13 protein-coding genes and 1 tRNA gene are annotated in these 19,585 nt (G+C 72.8%); 11 read left to right on the plus strand and 3 right to left on the minus strand.

Annotation, left to right across the window (positions count from 1 at the left end):
• Positions 1–109: 109 nt before the first annotated feature.
• From O7603_RS28385 to O7603_RS28415, 7 genes are all read left to right on the plus strand, one after another.
• Positions 110–781 carry an EboA domain-containing protein gene (locus O7603_RS28385; protein WP_281572790.1) on the plus strand — a complete coding sequence of 224 codons (672 nt, stop codon included), beginning with the start codon at positions 110–112 and terminating at the stop codon, positions 779–781.
• Entirely contained in the window at positions 781–1,641 is an 861-nt protein-coding gene (locus O7603_RS28390) for a TatD family hydrolase (RefSeq protein ID WP_281572791.1), read from the plus strand. The genes O7603_RS28385 and O7603_RS28390 overlap by 1 nt, the downstream gene beginning before the upstream one ends.
• Positions 1,641–2,831 (plus strand): metabolite traffic protein EboE, encoded by a 1,191-nt coding sequence (eboE, locus tag O7603_RS28395; RefSeq protein ID WP_281572792.1) that lies wholly within the window; start codon positions 1,641–1,643, stop codon positions 2,829–2,831. Before O7603_RS28390 ends, eboE begins: the two co-directional genes overlap by 1 nt.
• Positions 2,828–4,315: a nucleotide pyrophosphatase/phosphodiesterase family protein gene (locus O7603_RS28400; protein ID WP_281572793.1), complete on the plus strand. Its 1,488-nt coding sequence runs from the start codon at positions 2,828–2,830 to the stop codon at positions 4,313–4,315. Before eboE ends, O7603_RS28400 begins: the two co-directional genes overlap by 4 nt.
• Positions 4,312–5,379, plus strand: a complete 1,068-nt coding sequence (locus O7603_RS28405; RefSeq protein WP_281572794.1) for a polyprenyl synthetase family protein — start codon at positions 4,312–4,314, stop codon at positions 5,377–5,379. The genes O7603_RS28400 and O7603_RS28405 overlap by 4 nt, the downstream gene beginning before the upstream one ends.
• Positions 5,380–5,689: 310 nt before the next feature.
• A complete protein-coding gene (locus tag O7603_RS28410; protein ID WP_281576846.1) occupies positions 5,690–8,554 on the plus strand; it encodes a ricin-type beta-trefoil lectin domain protein in 2,865 nt (954 codons plus the stop codon).
• Positions 8,555–8,631: 77 nt separating this feature from the next.
• Entirely contained in the window at positions 8,632–10,746 is a 2,115-nt protein-coding gene (locus O7603_RS28415) for a ThuA domain-containing protein (RefSeq protein WP_281572795.1), read from the plus strand.
• A 230-nt stretch (positions 10,747–10,976) separates the two neighbouring features.
• Here the strand turns inward: O7603_RS28415 and O7603_RS28420 are convergent, their stop codons facing one another.
• Positions 10,977–12,239, minus strand: coding sequence for an ISL3 family transposase (locus O7603_RS28420; protein ID WP_281571989.1), 1,263 nt, complete (start codon positions 12,237–12,239; stop codon positions 10,977–10,979).
• A 489-nt stretch (positions 12,240–12,728) separates the two neighbouring features.
• Between O7603_RS28420 and O7603_RS28425 the strand changes: the two genes are divergently transcribed.
• A complete protein-coding gene (locus O7603_RS28425; protein WP_281572796.1) occupies positions 12,729–13,736 on the plus strand; it encodes a sugar phosphate isomerase/epimerase family protein in 1,008 nt (335 codons plus the stop codon).
• A 41-nt stretch (positions 13,737–13,777) separates the two neighbouring features.
• Here O7603_RS28425 and O7603_RS28430 read toward each other — a convergent pair whose 3' ends face one another.
• On the minus strand, positions 13,778–14,962 hold the full coding sequence (locus O7603_RS28430; RefSeq protein WP_281572797.1) for an ROK family transcriptional regulator: 1,185 nt from the start codon (positions 14,960–14,962) through the stop codon (positions 13,778–13,780).
• A gap of 172 nt (positions 14,963–15,134) precedes the next feature.
• Positions 15,135–15,536: a hypothetical protein gene (locus tag O7603_RS28435; RefSeq protein WP_281572798.1), complete on the minus strand. Its 402-nt coding sequence runs from the start codon at positions 15,534–15,536 to the stop codon at positions 15,135–15,137.
• A 297-nt stretch (positions 15,537–15,833) separates the two neighbouring features.
• Between O7603_RS28435 and O7603_RS28440 the strand changes: the two genes are divergently transcribed.
• From O7603_RS28440 to O7603_RS28450, 3 genes are all read left to right on the plus strand, one after another.
• Positions 15,834–15,909 (plus strand) — tRNA-Asn (locus tag O7603_RS28440).
• Positions 15,910–16,218: 309 nt separating this feature from the next.
• A complete protein-coding gene (locus O7603_RS28445) occupies positions 16,219–18,336 on the plus strand; it encodes an MMPL family transporter (protein ID WP_281572799.1) in 2,118 nt (705 codons plus the stop codon).
• Positions 18,326–19,564 carry an NAD(P)/FAD-dependent oxidoreductase gene (locus tag O7603_RS28450; protein ID WP_281572800.1) on the plus strand — a complete coding sequence of 413 codons (1,239 nt, stop codon included), beginning with the start codon at positions 18,326–18,328 and terminating at the stop codon, positions 19,562–19,564. The genes O7603_RS28445 and O7603_RS28450 overlap by 11 nt, the downstream gene beginning before the upstream one ends.
• The last annotated feature ends 21 nt before the right edge of the window (positions 19,565–19,585 follow it).

A 19,585-nucleotide genomic window follows, 5' to 3' on the forward strand; every position in this document is an offset into this window, starting at 1 on the left:
CGTCCCGCGCCGCCGCCGTGGCACCGGCGCAGCGGCGGGCCGGGCAGACCCGGCGGCCATGCGAGATCGTGCCGGCTCCGGTCCGGAGCCGGCGCCGAGGGGAGGCACCATGACACCGGATCAGCTCCGGGCGGCCCTGCGGGGCGTACCCGATCCCGACTGGCTGGACACGGCGCTGCGCGCGGTGGCGACGGAACCGGCGACCATCACCCGGTTCTTCCCGGCCGCCGGCCGGCGCTGCGGCCGCCACGACCTGCCCGCCCTGCCCGGTTGGACCGCCGACGAGGCCGCCCGCGCGCTGCTGCTCACCGCGCTGCCGACCGACCACGCCCGGTACGCCGACGTCCTGTACCAACAGGGCGACGCGGCGGAGCGGCGGGCGGTGCTCAAGGCGCTGCCGCTGCTGCCGGTCGGCACGGCCGGGGTGCCCCTGCTGCACGACGCCATCCGCACCAACGACACCCGGCTGGTCGCCGCGGCCCTCGGCCCGTACGCCCGGCACCTCGACCCGGCCGCCTGGCGGCAGGCGGTGCTGAAGTGCGTGTTCATGGCGGTGCCGCTGGCCGGGGTCGCCGACGTCGACGCCCGTGCCGACGGCGAGCTGGCCGTCATGCTGGCCGGCCTGGCCGCCGAACGACAGGCCGCCGGCCGCACCATGCCCGACGACGCCATCGACCTGCTCGACCGGCTCACCGCCGGCCGGGCGACCATCGCCGGTCCCGCCGGCGGATCCGACCGCGCCGACGCGCGATCCGACCGGCTCAGCGCACAGGAGGCGTGATGCGCATCTTCGACCCGCACATCCACATGACCTCGCGGACGACCGACGACTACGAGCGGATGGCGGCGGCCGGCGTCCGCGCGATCGTGGAGCCGGCGTTCTGGCTGGGGCAGCCGCGCACCAGCGCCGCCTCGTTCACCGACTACTTCGACTCGCTCATCGGCTGGGAGCCGTTCCGCGCCGGGCAGTTCGGCGTCCGGCACCACGCGACGATCGCGCTGAACCCGAAGGAGGCCAACGACCCGCGCTGCCGGAAGGTGCTCGACCTGCTGCCCCGCTACCTCGACAAGGACGGTGTGGTGGCGGTCGGAGAGATCGGCTACGACTCGATGACGCCGGAGGAGGACGAGGCCTTCGCCGCCCAGCTCGCCCTGGCCGTGGCGCACGATCTGCCGGCGCTGGTGCACACCCCGCACCGGGACAAGGCCCGCGGTGTGGAGCGCAGCCTCGCGGTGGTCCGCGAGGCCGGCATCGAACCCGGCCGGGTGGTGGTCGACCACCTCAACGAGGTGACCGTGAAGCTGGTCCGGGACACCGGCTGCTGGCTCGGCTTCTCGATCTACCCGGACACCAAGATGTCGCCGCCGCGGATGGTCGAGCTGCTGCGGGCGTACGGGACCGAGCGGATGCTGGTCAACTCGGCGGCTGACTGGGGCCGGTCGGACCCGCTGCTCACCCGGGCCACCGCGGAGGCGATGCTGCTGGCCGGGTTCAACGACGACGACGTCGACCGGGTGCTCTGGCGCAACCCGGTGGAGTTCTACGGCCAGTCCGGCCGGCTCGACCTCAGCGACCTCGCCGACGCCGCCCCGCCGGCCGGCACCTTCGCCGGCAACTCGATCCTGCGCGGAGGCAGCTGATGCGGCTGCGACATCCGGGAGGCGAGACCGTCCATCTCGGCTACTGCACCAACGTGCACCCGGCCGAGGACCTCGCCGGCATCCTCGCCCAACTGGACACGTACGCGGTCCCCGTCCGGGAGGCGATCGGGGCCGACCTGCTCGGCCTGGGGCTGTGGTTGGCCGCCCCGGTCGCCGCGGAGCTGGCCGGCGACCCGGCAACGCGCCTCGGCCTGCGGTCGGAACTGGACGCCCGGGGGTTGGAGGTGGTCACCCTCAACGGCTTCCCCTACGCGGCCTTCCAGGCCCCGGTGGTCAAGGGTGACGTGTATCACCCCGACTGGACCACCCCGGACCGGCTGGCGTACACCCTCGACCTGGCCCGCGTGCTTGCCGACCTGCTGCCCGACGACGCGGCCCGCGGCTCGATCTCCACCCTGCCGCTGGCCTGGCGGTCGCCCTGGGACGGCGCCCGTGCCGAGGCGTGCCGACGCCGGCTCGACCAACTCTCGGCCGGTCTCGCCGCGGTGGAGCGGGACACCGGCCGGCGGATCCGGGTCGGCTTCGAGCCGGAACCCGGATGCCTGGTGGAGAGCACGAAACAATCCGCCGCGATACTGTCCGGCGTGGACAATGATCGACTCGGCGTCTGTGTGGACCTCGCGCACCTCGCCTGCGCCTGGGAGGACCCGGCGGAGGCCCTCGCGCGGCTGCACGCGGCCGGCCTGCCGGTGGTGAAGGTGCAGGTCTCGGCCGCGCTGGAGGCGGCCGACCCGGCCGCCTCCGCCGAGGCGCTGCGACGCTGGGTCGAGCCCCGGTTCCTGCACCAGACCCGGGGCGCCGGCTGCGCGGGCACCACCGACCCGGCCGACCCGGCGTACGCGGCCGACGACCTGGACGCCGCCCTCGACGCGGCGCTGCCCGGGCCGTGGCGGGTGCACTACCACGTGCCGCTGCACGCCCCGCCCGAGCCGCCGCTGGACTCGACGTTGCCGGTGCTGCGCGCCGCGCTGGCCGCGCTCTACGCCGGCCCGGACGCCGGCTGCGACCACCTGGACGTAGAGACGTACACCTGGGGGGTGCTCCCGGAGGCGCGCCGGCCGCGCACCGACGCGGAGCTGGCCGCCGGGATCGCGGCGGAGCTGGCCTTCGCCCGCCACGAGCTGGCCGCGCTCGGCCTCACGCCACTGGGAAGCGAGGTGCCGGCATGAGCAAGCGGTTGGTGGTGCTGGACGTGGTCGGGCTGACTCCGCGGCTGCTGGCGCACATGCCACGGCTGCGCGCGGTCGCCGACACCGGCTTCCGGGCGGAGTTGGGCACGGTGCTGCCCGCGGTGACCTGTTCGGTGCAGTCGACGTTCCTGACCGGGGAGTTGCCGGCCGGCCACGGGATCGTCGGCAACGGCTGGTACTTCCGGGACCTCGGCGAGGTGCTGCTCTGGCGGCAGCACAACGCGCTGGTCGGCGGGGAGAAGCTGTGGCAGGCGGCACGCCGGGCCGAGCCCGGCTACACGGTGGCCAACGTCTGCTGGTGGTACGCGATGGGCGCGGACGTCGACTGGACGGTCACGCCGCGCCCGGTCTACTACGCGGACGGGCGCAAGGAACCCGACTGCTACACCGATCCGCCGGAGCTGCACGACGCGCTCACCGGGCGGCTGGGCACCTTCCCGCTCTTCACCTACTGGGGGCCGACCGCCGGGCTGCCGTCCTCGGCCTGGATCTGCAAGGCCGCCGAGCAGATCCTCGCCGACCACTCGCCCGACCTTACCCTGGTCTACGTCCCCCACCTCGACTACGACCTGCAACGGTACGGTTCGTCCTCGCCGCAGGCCGCCGCCGCGGCGGCCGCGCTCGACAAGGTGCTCGGCCCGCTGCTGGACGCGGCCCGGGCCCGGGAGGCGACCGTGGTGGCGCTGTCGGAGTACGGCATCACCGACGTCTCCCGGCCGGTCGACGTCAACCGCCTGCTGCGCGCCGAGGGTCTGCTGCGGGTGCACACCCAGGCCGGGATGGAGTACCTCGACCCGTGGACCTCGCGGGCCTTCGCCGTGGCCGACCACCAGGTGGCGCACGTCTACGTGCGGGACCCGGCGGACGTACCGGCGGTGGCGAAGCTCTGCGCCGGCCTGCCCGGCGTGGCCGAGGTGCTGGACGCCGACGGCAAGGCCGCGCACGGGCTGGACCATCCGCGCGCCGGCGAACTGGTGCTGGTGGCCGAGCCGGACGCCTGGTTCACCTACTACTACTGGCTCGACGACGGCCGGGCGCCGGACTTCGCCCGCCTGGTCGAGATCCACCGCAAGCCCGGGTACGACCCGGCCGAACTCTTCTTCGACCCGGCCGCCCCGCTCGCGGCGAAGCGCCGCGCCGCGACGGCCCTGGCCCGCAAGAAGCTCGGCCTGCGATATCTGATGAGCGCGGTCGGGCTGGACGCCGGCGCGCGGGCGGTACGCGGCTCGCACGGCCGACTGCCGGCCGACCCGGCGGACGCCCCGGTGCTGCTCTGCTCGGACCCGGCCGCGGCCCGCGACCGCATCGCCGCGACCGAGGTCAAGGCGCTCCTGCTGGAACTGGCCGGGCTGGCGTCGGCCGGCGCGTCGCCCGGTCCGGCGTCGTCCGGTGCGTCGGCCGGTCCGGCGTCGTCCGGCGCGACGACCGGCCCGGTGGCGTCCGGTGCGGGGGAGGCGTCGTGACGGTCACCGTGGCGCCCACCGACGCGAGCGGGCTGCGGGCCCGCTTCGACGCCGAGCTGGCCGCGTTCCTCGACCGGCAGGGGCCGGAGTGGCCGGACGGCGCGCCGCGCGGGGTCTTCACCGCGTTGCAGCGGTTCGTGCTGGCCGGTGGCAAGCGACTGCGGCCGCTGTTCTGCTACTGGGGCTGGCGGGGTGCCGGTGGTGACGACGGCTCCCCGATCGTGGTGGCCGCGGCCGCGCTCGAGCTGTTCCACGCGTTCGCCCTGATCCACGACGACATCCTCGACGGCAGCGACCGCCGCCGGGGCGAGCCGTCCGTGCACCGCCTCTTCGCCGACCTGCACGCCCGCTCGTCCTGGCGGGGCGATCCCGAGGCGTACGGCCGCAACACGGCGCTGCTCTGCGGTGACCTCTGCGCCGCCTGGTCGGACCAGATGTTCCACGAGTGCGGGCTCACCACCGAGCAGGTGCACCGGGGGTACGCGATGTTCGCCCTGATGCGCACCGAGGTGATCGCCGGGGAGTACCTGGACCTGGTCTCCGGCGTCGGGGATGGTTCGGTGGCCAGCGCGTTGACCGTAATCCGGATGAAGGCGGCCCGCTACACCGTCACCCGGCCGCTGCAGATCGGCGCGGCGCTGGCCGGCGGGTCGCCGGAGCTGATCGAGACGCTGGCGGAGTTCGGCGACCCGCTCGGCGACGCGTTCCAGCTGCGCGACGACGTGCTCGGTGTCTTCGGCGACCCGGCGGTCACCGGGAAGTCGGTCCTGGACGACCTGCGGGAGGGCAAGCCCACGGTGATGATGGCGCTGGCCCGCAGCTCCGCCGACCGGACGCAGACCGCCCGGCTGCGGGAGCTCTTCGGCAACCCCGACCTGGACGCCGACGGCGCCGCCGAGTTGCGCGCGATCATCGAGGGCACCGGCGCGCGGGAGCGGATCGAGCAGATGATCCGGGTCCGGACCGAGGGGGCGTTGGCCGCGCTGGAGAGCGCGCCGGTGGACGACGCGACCCGTGCGGCGCTGGTCGGTCTCGCCGGGCAGGCGATCGACCGGCGCTCCTGACCGGCTCCCGCGTGGGACTTTTGACCGATCCAGCGAAAGTCGGGGCTGGATCGGCAGAAGGTATAGACACATCGACATCCGCAATTTAATGTCGTGGCCAATACCACACTGTTTCGTCGAGGTGAACCGGCGGCGCGGGAACCCATCGACTGGTGACCTCCGAGCACGTGGCTCCACCGACCGGTGGTCACGGCCGGCCGGATCGGCACCCCGGCGGGCCTTCCGCAACCCCGCTACGGCATCCGGCGCGTCGGCGCGCGCCCCGCCCTGGCAGTCACTCGTCAGGAAGGGACAGCTCCATATGTCCACAGTGGACAAATTCCACCACCGCCCCCGACGATGGTTCACCGCCGGCTCGGCGCTGCTGCTCGTCGCGGCGGCCGGCACGGTCTCGCTCGGCGCCGGCCCGGCCGCGCTCGGCGGCCCCACCCCGGCCCAGGCGCACCCGATCAACGCCACCGACTTCCAGCAGGTCGAACTCGCCCGCGGCGTCGCCGAGATGGGCGAGCCTATGTCGCTGGCCGTGCTGCCCGACCGTTCGGTGCTGCACACCGCGCGCAACGGCACCCTCCGCCGCACCGACGCGAACGGCACCACCTCGGTGATCGGAACACTCCCGGTCTACACCCACGACGAGGAGGGCCTGCAGGGCGTCGGGGTGGACCCGAACTTCGCCACCAACCGGCACGTCTTCCTCTACTACGCCCCGCCGCTGTCCACCCCCGCCGGGGACGCGCCGGCCACCGGCAGCGACTTCTCCGCCTGGCGGGGCGTCAACCGGCTGTCCCGGTTCACCCTCAACGCCGACTTCACCCTCAACCAGGCCAGCAAGGTCGACGTGCTGGACGTGCCCGCCGACCGGGGCCTCTGCTGCCACGTCGGCGGTGACATCGACTTCGACGCCGCGGGCAACCTCTACCTCTCCACCGGCGACGACACCAACCCGTTCGACTCCGCGGGCTACGCGCCGATCGACGAGCGGACCAACCGCAACCCCGGCTACGACGCGCAGCGCAGCGCCGGCAACACCAACGACCTGCGTGGCAAGATCCTCCGGATCAAGGTCAACGCGAACGGGACGTACTCCGTCCCGGCCGGCAACCTCTTCGCCGCCGGCACGGCCGGGACCCGGCCGGAGATCTACGCGATGGGCTTCCGCAACCCGTTCCGGATGAGCGTGGACAAGGCCACCGGCATCGTCTACGTCGGTGACTACGGGCCGGACGCCGGCTCCACCAGCGCCACCCGTGGGCCATCCGGCCAGGTCGAGTTCAACCGGGTCACCGGGCCCGGCAACTACGGCTGGCCGTACTGCACCGGGACGAACACCAGCTCCGAGACGTACAACGAGTGGAACTTCGCCACCAACGCCACCGGCCCGAAGTTCAACTGCACCGGCGGGCCGACGAACAACTCGTTCCGCAACACCGGCCTGTCCACCCTGCCGGCCGCGAAGGCGTCCTGGATCCGGTACGGCGGCGACGCCGGCACCCCGCCCGCGTTCGGTGGCGGCTCCGAGTCCCCGATGGGCGGCCCGGTGTACCGGTACAACGCCTCCTCGCCGTCGACGGTGAAGTTCCCGCAGTCCTTCGACGGGTTGTTCTTCGCCACCGAGTTCGGCCGGGGCTGGATCAAGCCGATCCACGTCAACGCCGACGGCTCGCCGGGCACCATCGACAGCTTCCCCTGGACGGGCAAGCAGGTGATGGACTCGGCCTTCGGCCCGGACGGGGCGTACTACGTGCTCGATTACGGCACCGGATACTTCAACGGCGACGCCAACTCGGCGCTTTACCGGTTCGAGTACATCGGCGGGGGCAACCGCGCGCCGACGGCCGTGGCCAGCGCCAACCGGACCTCGGGCGCCGCGCCGCTGAGCGTGACGTTCTCCTCGGCCGGCTCGTCCGACCCGGAGGGCGGGGCCCTGACGTACGCCTGGACCTTCGGCGACGGCACCAGCTCCACGGCGGCCAACCCGACGAAGACCTACACCACCAACGGGAACTACACCGCCACGCTGACCGTCCGCGACCCGCAGGGCGCCACCGGCAGCGCCAACGTGTTGATCAGCGTGGGCAACACCGCGCCCACGGTGACGATCAACGCGCCCGGCAACGGCAAGCTGTTCTCCTTCGGCGACACGGTGCCGTTCAACATCACGGTGACCGATCCCGAGGACGGCGCGATCGACTGCGGCAAGGTCAAGATGACCTACGTGCTCGGGCACGACCAGCACGGCCACCAGATCACCTCGCAGACCGGCTGCTCCGGCTCGATCACCATCCCGGTCGACGGCGAGCACGACTACGCGGCGAACATCTTCGCCATCTTCGACGCCGAGTACACCGACGCCGGCGGGCTCACCACGCACACCCAGCACACCCTCCAGCCCCGCCACCGGCAGGCCGAGCATTTCAAGACCTCGTCGGGCATCAACACGTTCGACAAGGCGGCCGCCGAGGGCGGCAAGACCGTCGGCGACATCAACAACGGGGACTGGATCGCCTTCCAGCCGTACCAGGTCGGCAACGTCACGTCGTTCACCGCCCGGGTCTCCTCGGCCGGCGCCGGCGGCACGCTCCAACTGCGGGCCGGCTCCGCCACCGGCGCCGTGATCGGGTCGGCCACCGTTCCGGTCACCGGTGGCTGGGACACGTTCACGACGGTGACCGGGACGGTCACCAGTCCGCCCGCCGGCACGACGACGCTCTACCTGACCTTCGCCGGGTCGGGCACCGGGGCGCTCTACGACGTGGACACGTTCACCCTGAACACCGGCACCTCCAGCGGCGGCGCCGGCCCGATCCGGGGTCTGGCCAACAAGTGCCTGGACGTCCGCAACGGCGGCACCGCCGACGGTACGCAGATCCAGCTCTACACCTGCAACGGCAGTGCCTCGCAGAGTTGGACCGTGACGCCGAACTCGACGATCCGGGCGTTGGGCAAGTGCCTGGACGTCTCCGGCGGCGGCTCGGCGGACGGCACGAAGATCCAGCTGTGGACGTGCAACGGCACGGGTGCGCAGAACTGGTCGGCGCAGGCCGACGGCACGATCCGCAACCCGCAGTCCGGCAAGTGCCTGGACGTGTCCGGCAACAACTCGGCCGACAGCACGCCGGTGCACCTGTGGACGTGCGTCGCCAACGCGGCCAACCAGAAGTGGACCCTGCCCTGAGTTGAGCGGAGGGGCCGCCGGTTCCGGCGTACCGTCGAGGCGGGTGGCCCCTCCCGACCGACCCTAGGAGAAGCGACATGCGCAGACTCCTGCGACCCGTCCTCGGCGCGGCCACCGCCGTCCTCGCCGTCATCGCCTGCACGACCCCGGCCGCCCCGGCCAGCGCCGCCGACGCCCCGTACGACGTGCTGGTCTTCTCCAAGACCGCCGGCTTCCGGCACGACTCGATCGCGGTCGGCACGCAGGCCATCCGCGACCTCGGCGCGGCGAACAGCTTCACGGTCACCGCGACCGAGGACGCCGCCGCGTTCACCACGGGCAACCTCGCCCAGTACGAGGCCGTCGTCTTCCTCAACACCACCGGCGACGTGCTCAACGCCAGCCAGCAGACCGCGTTCGAGTCGTACATCGGCGCGGGCGGCGGCTACGTCGGCGTGCACGCCGCCGCGGACACCGAGTACGGCTGGTCCTTCTACGGCAACCTGGTCGGCGCGTACTTCGCCTCGCACCCGGCAATCCAGCAGGCCAACATCAAGGTGGAGAACCGGGCGCACGCGGCGAGCGGCCACCTGCCGCAGACCTGGACCCGCACCGACGAGTGGTACAACTACCAGACCAACCCCCGTTCCACCGCCCGGGTGCTGGCCACCCTCGACGAGTCGTCCTACTCGGGCGGCGGGATGGGCGCCGACCACCCGCACTCCTGGTGCAAGACCTACAACGGCGGCCGGGCCTTCTACACCGGTGGCGGGCACACGCAGGCCTCGTACGCCGAGCCGGCCTTCCGGGCCCACCTGCTCGGTGGCATCCGGTACGCGGCCGGCCGGACCAAGGCCGACTGCCGCCCCGAGACCGGCTACACCACCCTCTACAACGGCTCCACCAGCGGCTGGTCGCAGGCCGGGCCGGGCAGCTTCACCAACGCCGACGCCACCCTCACCTCCGTCGGCGGGATGGGCCTGTACTGGTACAGCGCGAAGCAGTTCACCAACTACTCGCTCAAGCTGGACTGGCGGCTCGCCGGCGACGACAACTCCGGCGTCTTCATCGGCTTCCCGCCGTCGAGCGACCCCTGGTCGGCGGTGAACAACGGCTACGAGATCCAGATCGATCCCACCGACGCGGTCGACCGGACCACGGGCGCGGTCTACACCTTCAAGTCGGCCGACATCGCCGCCCGGGACGCCGCGTTGAACCCGGCCGGGGAGTGGAACACCTACGAGCTGCTGGTCGAGGGTGAGCGGCTCCAGGTCTTCCTGAACGGGGTGAAGATCAACGACTTCACCAACACCGACCCGGTCCGCTCGCTCGCCGGGCACATCGGAATCCAGAACCACGGCACCGGCGACGACGCGTCGTTCCGCAACATCCGGATCAAGGAACTCGGCACCACCCCGCCGCCGACCGGGAACGTCACCGTCCAGGCCGAGGCGTTCAGCTCGGCCAACGGGATCAGCGCGGTCGGCAAGACCGGAGCCAACGGCGGGCAGACGATCGGCTACATCGACCCGGGCGACTGGGCGGCGTACAACGGCCTCAACCTGACCGGGACGACGTCGTTCCGGGCGCGGGTCGTGTCCGGCGGGCCGGGCGGCACCCTGCAGGTGCGCACCGGCTCGGCCACCGGCCCCGTCCTCGGCTGGGTGGCGGTGCCCAACACCGGCGGCTGGAACACCTTCGCCGACGTCACCACCACCCTCTCCGGCGTCCCGTCCGGAGCCCAGAACCTCTACCTGACCTTCGCCGGGTCGGGCGGTGGGCTCTTCGACGTGGACGACTTCACCCTGGTGAAGGGGAGTGGCGGCACCGGCACCGGCCCGGTCCGGGGCCTGGGCGGCAAGTGCCTGGACGTCCGCAACAGCGGCACGGCCGACGGTACGCAGATCCAGATCTACACCTGCAACGGCAGTACGGCGCAGACCTGGACGGTGACGCCGAACTCGACGATCCGGGCGTTGGGCAAATGCCTCGACATCTCGGGTGGCGGTTCGGCGGACGGCACGAAGATCCAGTTGTGGACGTGCAACGGCACCGGTGCCCAGAACTGGTCGGCGCAGACCGACGGAATCCTGCGGAACCCGCAGTCGGGCAAGTGCCTGGACGTCTCGGGCAACAACTCGGCCGACGGCACGGTGGTGCACCTCTGGACGTGCATCGCCAACGCGGCCAACCAGAAGTGGACGCTGCCCTGACCCTGGCTCGCCGCCCCTGATCGCGAGGGCCCCGCGCCGACGTTCCCACCGGCGCGGGGCCCTCGTCCTGACCATCGCCGACGGCCCCGGGGGTTAGGCCCCGCCCCTCCGCGCGGTCACCGGCAGCGCTATCGGCCCACCCGCGAAGCGGTCCGAGGCCGGCACATGCCCGCGACCGTTATGACTCAGAGGCATATTTATGGCTCTTGTGATTGATGTGTGGGTCGGGGTCATGGTCGGGGTAGTTCGGGTCGGTGGCCGCCGAGGCTGAGCATGGCCAGGGCGATGAGGGCTTCGGCTGAGTGGAAGCCGAAGGCCATCCGGGTGATCAGGCGGATCTTGGTGTTGACCGACTCGATCCGGCCGTTGGACAGGCCGTGTTCGATGGCGGCGATGATCTGGTCGCGGTGTCGCGTGACGCGTCGTTGCAGGTCGACGAAGACGTCGATGCGGCTGCGTCGGGCCCATCCGATCCACCGGTCGAGGGCTTCGACCGCCGTGGTCGGGCTGGTCCTGGCCAGGGTGAACACCAGCCGTAGGCCCTCTTTCAACGCCCAGGCCCGGTGCAGGCGGGGATGGGTCTTGGCGATCCAGGCGAGTTTGGCCTGCTGGGCGTCGGTGAGGTTGTCGGGGTTCTTCCACAACGCCCAGCGGGTGTTCTTCAGCTCTCGGGCCTCGCCGGTGGCGACACCGCGGCGGCCGGCTCCTCGCCCGGTGGCCTCGTTCCATGCCTGACGGCGAACCCGGTCAACGGCGTCGGTGGCCCAGGCCACCACGTGGAACGGGTCGGCGCAGCGGACCGCGTTCGGGCACCTGCGCCGCACGACCGTCGTGATCCAGTCCGCGCCGTCGGCCGACACGTGCGTGATCTTCGCGGCCCGCTCGGGACCGAGCAGGTCGAAGAACGCCTGTAACGTGGTGGCGCTTCTACCCGGCGCCGCCCACACCAACCGGCCGCTGTCATGGTCCACGACCACGGTCAGATACCGGTGCCCCTTCTTGTAGCTGACCTCGTCGATCCCGATACGACGCAACCCGTCATACCGGTCCTCAAGGCCACCGGTATCGGCCCATACCCGGGCCACGATCGACCCCACCGTGCGCCAACCGACCCGCATCAGCTGCGACACCGCCGACTTCGCCGTGTGCACCGCCAACCACGCCACCGTCGCGTCGAACGCCCGTGTGTGCCCCGCCCCGTGACGCGCCCACGGCACCGCCGCCACGACCACCCCATGCACCCGACAGGACACCCGAGGCGCGTCCGCCTCGATCACCGCCCGCACCGTCCCGAGATCCAACGCCCGCCACCGACGACGCACCCCAGCGTCATAACGGGCACACCGCCGCCGGCAATACGGACACCGCCGCGACGCGCCCTTACGCACCCGCACCCGAGCCACCACCACCGACTCGTCCGGATCGAACTCCACACCCTCCACCACCGCCTGCTCGACCCCGAGCAGCCCAGCCCATACCCTGGCAGAACGCACGCCGTTCTCCCGCCCATCCAGTTCTGACCTCGACAAGCCAGAACCTAGGCAGGACAACGGCGTGCGCCATCAAGGACGCGCCCAACCACCCACAAACACGTCACAAGAGCCATATTTATGCCTCTGAGTCATAACGCTCACCGAGGAGTCAGCTCGGTCGGGGCCCGCCACATTCGTCCGCGTGGGCCCACACGCCAGGCCGTCGCGCCGGGGCGTGCATGGCCTCCGCGCCGGGTCCGTGCGGGGGTGGCCGCGCCGGGATCTCGCGGGGAGGCGGGGCCTTCCGCGCCCGTCCCGGCGGACCTAGAGTTGGGGGCGGCGACCGTGGAGGTGGCCGGTGACCCGGCGGGAGGCGCAACCCGACGGGCCCAGGTGCGTCCCGCACCCACCGGCGTCCCGCCGCGCCGTCGCCGTGCACCGGCTCGACCGGTCACCCTCGCCCCGGTCCGCCCGTACGGAATCCCCATCACAACAGGGGAGAGAAGGACAATGGCGCGACCCATCACGCTCTTCACCGGCCAGTGGGCCGACCTTCCGTTCGACGAGGTCTGTCGGCTCGCCTCCGAGTGGGGCTACGACGGTCTGGAGATCGCCTGCTGGGGCGACCACTTCGAGGTCGACAAGGCGCTGGCCGACGACTCGTACGTCGACCGCAAGCGGGAAACCCTGGCCAAGCACAACCTGAAGGTCTACACGATCTCCAACCACCTGGTCGGGCAGGCCGTCTGCGACCACCCCATCGACGAGCGGCACCAGGACATCCTGCCCGCGCGGATCTGGGGCGACGGCGAGCCGGAGGGCGTACGCCGGCGGGCCGCCGAGGAGATCAAGGACACCGCCCGGGCGGCCGCGAAGCTCGGCGTGAAGACCGTCGTCGGCTTCACCGGCTCGTCGATCTGGCACACCCTGGCGATGTTCCCGCCGGTGCCGCCGTCGATGATCGAGCGCGGCTACCAGGACTTCGCCGACCGGTGGAATCCGATCCTCGACGTCTTCGACGAGGTCGGGGTGCGCTTCGCGCACGAGGTGCACCCGAGCGAGATCGCATACGACTACTGGACCACCAAGCGGACGCTGGAGGCGATCGACCACCGGCCCGCGTTCGGGCTGAACTGGGACCCGTCGCACTTCGTCTGGCAGGAGCTGGACCCGGTCAACTTCATCTTCGACTTCGCCGACCGGATCTACCACGTGGACTGCAAGGACGCCAAGGTGCGCACCGGTGACGGCCGGCGCGGCCGGCTCTCCTCGCACCTGCCCTGGGCGGACCTGCGCCGCGGCTGGGACTTCGTCTCCACCGGCCACGGCGACGTGCCGTGGGAGGACTGCTTCCGGGCGTTGAACGCGATCGGCTACGACGGGCCGATCTCGATCGAGTGGGAGGACGCCGGGATGGACCGGCTGGTCGGCGCTCCGGAGGCCCTCCAGTTCGTCCGCCGGCTCGCCTTCGACGCCCCGACCGCCGCCTTCGACGCGGCGTTCAGCAGCAAGGACTGAGACGACCGGCGACCGGGGGCCGACCACCCTTCGGCCCCCGGTCAGCCGGTGGCGAAGACCTGCTCGCTGACCAGCCGCGCCGCGCCCACCAGACCGGCACGGCCGGCCAGGTCGGAGAGGACGACCGGCATGGTGCCGGTGGCCAGCGGCGCCGACCGGCGGTAAACCACGGAGCGGATCTCGGCGAGCAGGATGTGCCCGAGGCCGTCCGTCGCGCCGCCGATCACGACGATGCCGGGGTTGAAGAAGCTGACCAGGCCGACCAGCACTCGACCGACGCGGCGGGCGGCGTCCCGGACCAGCGTCTGCGCGGCCGGGTCACCGGCGGTCGCCGCGACGGCGACGTCGCGGACGGTCAGCGCGCCGGCCGTGGCCAGCCGGGCGGCCAGCGCGGGGGACCGGCCCGTCCCGGCGGCGGTCAGCGCTGCCCCGACGACCGCGGCGTCACCGCAGTACGCCTCCAGGCAGCCGGTCTCCCCGCAGGCGCAGGGCGGCCCGTCCTCGCCGAGCGGCAGGTGCGCGATGTCGCCCGCGCTGCTGGTGGCACCCCGGTAGAGCGTCCCGCCGAGCACCAGGCCGCAGCCGATGGCCGTGCCGAGCTTGAGGTAGAGGAAGTCGTCGAAGGTCCGGCCGATCCCGGCGTGCTGCTCGCCGAGGGCGAGGACGTTGGCGTCGTTGTCGACCACAGCCGGGCAGCCCAGCTCGGCGGCGATCGCGTCCCGGAGCGGGAACCGCTGCCAGCCGGGCAGGACCGCGGGCGCGGCGGAGGTGCCGCCCTCGACGCCGACCGGCCCGGGCAGGCCGACGCCCACCCCGGTGAGCTCCGACACGCCCAGCTCGGCGCGGAGCTTCTCGACGAGTTCGGCGGCGCGGCCGATCACCGACTCCGGCCCGCTGTGCACGTCCACCGCGTCGCCGGCCTCGGCCAGGATGTTCAGCTCACCGTCGGTCACGGCCACGGAGACCCGGTCGGGCGCCACGACCACGCTGGCGAAGCGCACCCCGCCGGCGAGGCGCAGCAGGGAGGAGCGGCGCCCACCGCGGGAGGCCGCGAGCCCGGCGTTCTCGACCAGCCCGCGCGCGACGAGCCGCTCCACCTCCGTGGTCAGCGTCGACCGGGACAGGCCGAGCGCGTTGCCCAGCTCCACGCGGGACCGGGGACCGTCGTCGCGGAGCAACCGGACCAGCCGTGCCTGCTGTGTGTTCTCCGGCCGGACGAGCACCATCACCACCACCTCCGGCCGGAGTCTTCCACGGCGGTGTTACCGCCTTGTGGCGAGCAGGGGCCGCATCCGGTGACAGCCGCACCGAGGGCCCGGACGGTGCGGTCGTCCCGGACCCTCGGACGCGGTACGGGCCCGACCGCCGCTTGGCGGTCGGGCCCGTACCGGGGTGCGACTAGAGGGTGCTGCTGTTGGTGCCCGAGCCGGACGGCTTGCTGCGCGGCGTGGTGCTGGCCGACGGCGTCGACCCGGAGGTCGAACCGCCCCCGGACGAGCCGGACTTCGCGCCGACGGTCGCCGGGGTGCCGGCGAACGCGTCGTCGGCCGCGGTCAGCTCCTGCTTGTTGCCGTTGCTGCTCAGCTTCTCGCCCAGCTTGGTGTGGCCGAGCCTGTCCTTGCCCTCGCTGTAGAGCCGGTTGGCCTGGGCCTGCGCCACGCCGGCCGCCTCCTGGACGGTCGGGTGGTCAAGCACCTTGCGGCCCCGGACCACCAGCTCCTCGTACTTCTCCCGGCCGGCACGGGCGCCCAGGACGAAGCCCGCAGCCAGCCCGCCAAGAAACATGATCTTTCCGCGCATGGCGGCTCCTTCCGTACCTGACGCGCCGTCGCTCCGTCGGGTGTCCCGCCGGGTGCGACCAACTCGCGCCTGCGTCCTGTCGTCCGCAGCTAACTACCCATCCTGCTCCGGGCTCATACCTGCTTGTGCCGTGATGACGATTTGTCCCAATTGCTGTGTCGGTTGTCGCGTGGCCGCCGCCCGGCCACCGAGCCGCCCGGGTGGGCCCGGTAACCCCCTGGACCAAGACCCCCGGGAATCCTGTACTCTTGTCCCCGTCGCACGGCGTCGGAGAGATCCGCTCGCCGGGCGGTGCGATCCCCTGTAGCTCAATTGGCAGAGCAGCCGGCTGTTAACCGGCAGGTTATTGGTTCGAGTCCAATCGGGGGAGCCACCTCTCCTCGACGCCCGTCGGCCCCTGGCCGCCGGGCGTTCTGCGTTCCCGGCCCTCTCCCGCCGGCGATCTTGCAATTTCCGTCCGGCGAATGGCGCACGACCGGGCAATTGACGGGCGCGAACTGCAAGATCAACGAATGACCCGGGGTGCGGCCGGAGCGGCGCGCGTGATGCGCTGGCGCGACGGGGCACGAATCGGGGTGAGCAGGGCATTTCGGCACATCGGGAGCGGTCGGCCGGCAGGATGTGAGGGTCGGCCCAGGCTTCTCCGGCGTCGATCGGTGCGTCGATTCACGGGTGGGGGCGGATGTCCGGACCGTTGGGCCGCGGCCGGGCCACCCTGATCGCGGTGGCGGTGGTCCTTGCGTGGCTGGTCGTCGGCGCGGTGGCCGGCCCCTACTCGGGACGGCTCGGCGACGTGGCGACCAACGACAACGCCGCCTTCCTGCCCGCCGACGCCGAGGCCACCCGGGCGCAGGAGCTGAGCCGCGGCTTCGTCGACCGGCAGACCACCCCCGCCCTCGTGGTGTACGAACGCCGCAGCGGCCTCACCGACGCCGACAAGCAGCGGGTGGCCGCGGACGCCGGCCGGATCGCGAAGCTGCCCGGCGTGGTCGGGCCGCTGCCCCCACCGATTCCCAGCGCCGACGGTCAGGCGCTCCAGGTGGTGGTGCCGATCGACGACGCCGAGGGAGAGCGGATCGGCACGGTGGTCGACCAGATACGGGACATCACCGGCGGCGGCGCCGACGGGCTGACCGTGGACGTCGCCGGGCCCGCCGGCCTCCTCGCCGACCTGATCGAGGTCTTCTCCGCGATCGACGGCGCGCTGCTGCTCGTCACCCTCGGCGTGGTGCTGGTGATCCTGCTGATCGTCTACCGCAGCCCGGTGCTCTGGCTCTTTCCGCTGCTCGCCGCCGGGATGTCGTACGCCCTGGCGTCGCTCGTCGTCTACCTGCTGGCCGACGCGGACCTGGTCACCCTCAACGGGCAGGCCCAGGGCATCCTCACCGTCCTGGTCTTCGGCGCCGGCACCGACTACGCGCTGCTGCTGATCGCCCGCTACCGCGAGGAGCTGCACCGGCACGAGCGGCCCTGGGCCGCGATGCGGACCGCCTGGAAGGGGGCCGCGCCGGCGATCATCGCGTCCGGCGGCACGGTCATCCTCGGCCTGCTCTGCCTGCTGCTGTCCAGCCTCAACTCCAACCGGGCGCTCGGCCCGGTCGCCGCGACCGGCATCGCCGCCACCCTGCTGGTCATGCTCACCTTCCTGCCGGCCCTGCTGGTGCTCGGCGGCCGGTGGGCGTTCTGGCCACGCTGGCCCCGCAACGACCGGGCCGACCCGCGGGCGGAGCACGGCGTCTGGGCCCGGATCGCGGGCTTCGTGGCCCGCCGGGCCCGCCCGGTCTGGCTGGTCACCGCCGTGCTGCTGGGCCTGCTCGCCCTCGGCCTCACCCAGCTCGGCGTCACCACGCTCGGCCAGTCCGACCTGTTCACCGAGCGCACCGACTCGGTGGCCGGCCAGGAGGTGATCGCCCGGCACTACCCGGCCGGCACCGGCAGCCCGGCGACCATCGTCACCAACCAGCGGACCGCCCGACAGGTCACCGAGGCCGCCCAGGGCGTCCGCGAGGTGGCCGGCGTCCGGCCGGTCACCGCCGACCGGGCCGCCGGAGGGCCGGCCGCACCGCCGCTGGTGGTCGACGGCCGGATCCAGCTGGAGGCCACCCTCGCCGACCCGCCGGACAGCGACGGCGCCGAGCGGGCGGTCCGCGACCTGCGCGCGGCCGTGCACCGCGTGCCCGACGCGGACGCGGTGGTGGGCGGCTTCACCGCGATCAACGTGGACACCACCGAGGCCGCCGAGCGGGACCAGAATGTGATCATCCCGGTGGTGCTCGCCGTCATCGCGGTCATCCTGGCCCTGCTGCTGCGCGCGCTCCTCGCCCCGATCCTGCTGATCGCGACGGTGCTGCTCTCCTTCGCGGCCACCCTCGGGCTCTGCGGGCTGCTGTTCCGGTACGTCTTCGACTTCCCCGGCGTGGACGCGGCCTTCCCGCTGTTCGCCTTCGTCTTCCTGGTCGCCCTCGGCATCGACTACAACATCTTCCTGATGAGCCGGGTGCGGGAGGAGTCGCTTCGGCGCGGCACGCGGGCCGGCGTGCTGGTCGGCCTCGCGGTCACCGGCGGGGTGATCACCTCCGCCGGGATCGTGCTCGCCGCGACGTTCTCCGCGCTCGCCGTCCTCCCGCTGGTGGTGCTGGTCGAACTGGGTACGGCGGTCGCGGTGGGCGTCCTGATCGACACCATCATCGTCCGCTCGCTGCTGGTGCCCGCGCTCGCGTACGACATCGGGCCGAAGGTCTGGTGGCCGGGCCGGCTGGCCCGCACGAACCACGAGGAGGGGCGGCGCGATGCCGGCTGAGACGGACGTGGTCATCATCGGCGGCGGCCTGGCCGGGCTCGCCGCCGCCCGCCGGCTGCACCGGGCCGGCACGCCCTGGCGGCTGTTGGAGGCCGGCGGCCGCCTCGGCGGCCGGGTCGCCACCGACGCGGTCGACGGCTACCTCCTGGACCGGGGCTTCCAGGTGCTCAACACCGCCTACCCCCGGCTCGGCACCCTGCTCGACGTGGACCGGCTGGAGCTCGGCACCTTCACCTCGGGGGTGCTGGTGCGCCGGGACGACCGGCTGGTGCGGCTGGTCAACCCGCTGCGCGAGCCGACCGGCGGGCCGCGCACCGCGCTCGCCGGCGTCGGCTCCCTGCGCGACCGGCTGCGTCTGGCCGGGCTGGCCGCCGGCTGCGCCACCCTGCCCGCCGGACGGCTGCTCGCCGCCCCCGAGACCACCAGCGAGGTCGCGTTGCGGCGGGCCGGCCTCTCCGACGCGATCATCGAGGAGCTGATCCGCCCGTTCCTCTCCGGCGTCTTCATCGACCGGGAGCTGGAGACGTCCAGCCGGGTGCTGGCCATGGTGCTCCGCTCGTTCGCCCGCGGCCGGATCGGCCTGCCGGCCGAGGGGATGGCCGCGCTGCCCCGGGCGATCGCCGCCCCGCTGCCCGCCGACCTGATCGACCTGGACACGCCGGTCGCCGAGGTCGCGCCCGGTCGGGTCCGCACCCAGGCCGGCGACCTCCGCTGCCGGGCCGTCGTGGTCGCCGTGGATCCACCGGCGGCGACCACGCTGCTGCCGGGCCTGCCGACGGTACGCATGCACAGCTACACGACCTACTACCACAGCACCGGGACCGCGCCGCTGGACGAGCCGATCCTGCTGGTCGACGGTGACCGGCGGGAACTCGTCGCGAACACCGTCGTGGTCAGCCACGCCGCACCGACGTACGCGCCGGACGGCCGGCACCTGGTGGCCACCTCGGTGGTCGGCCCGACGCCCCCGCCCGAGCCGACCGTACGCGCGGAGTTGGCCCGCCTCTACGGCCGGTCCACCGCGGACTGGACCCACCTGACGACCGTGCGGGTGCCGGCCGCCCTGCCCGCCGCGCCGCCCCCGCAGGGCCGGCTGCGCAAGCCGGTCGCGCTCGGCGACGGGCTCTTCGTCGCTGGGGACCACCGCGCCAGCCCGTCGATCCAGGGCGCGCTCGCCAGCGGCTGGCGGGCCGCCGGCGCGGTCCTCGCCCAGCTCCGCCTCGGCTGAATGGGGGAGCCGCGTCGACTG

Origin of the sequence: Micromonospora sp. WMMD812 (assembly GCF_027497215.1) — a bacterium.
Classification (GTDB): Bacteria; Actinomycetota; Actinomycetes; order Mycobacteriales; family Micromonosporaceae; genus Micromonospora.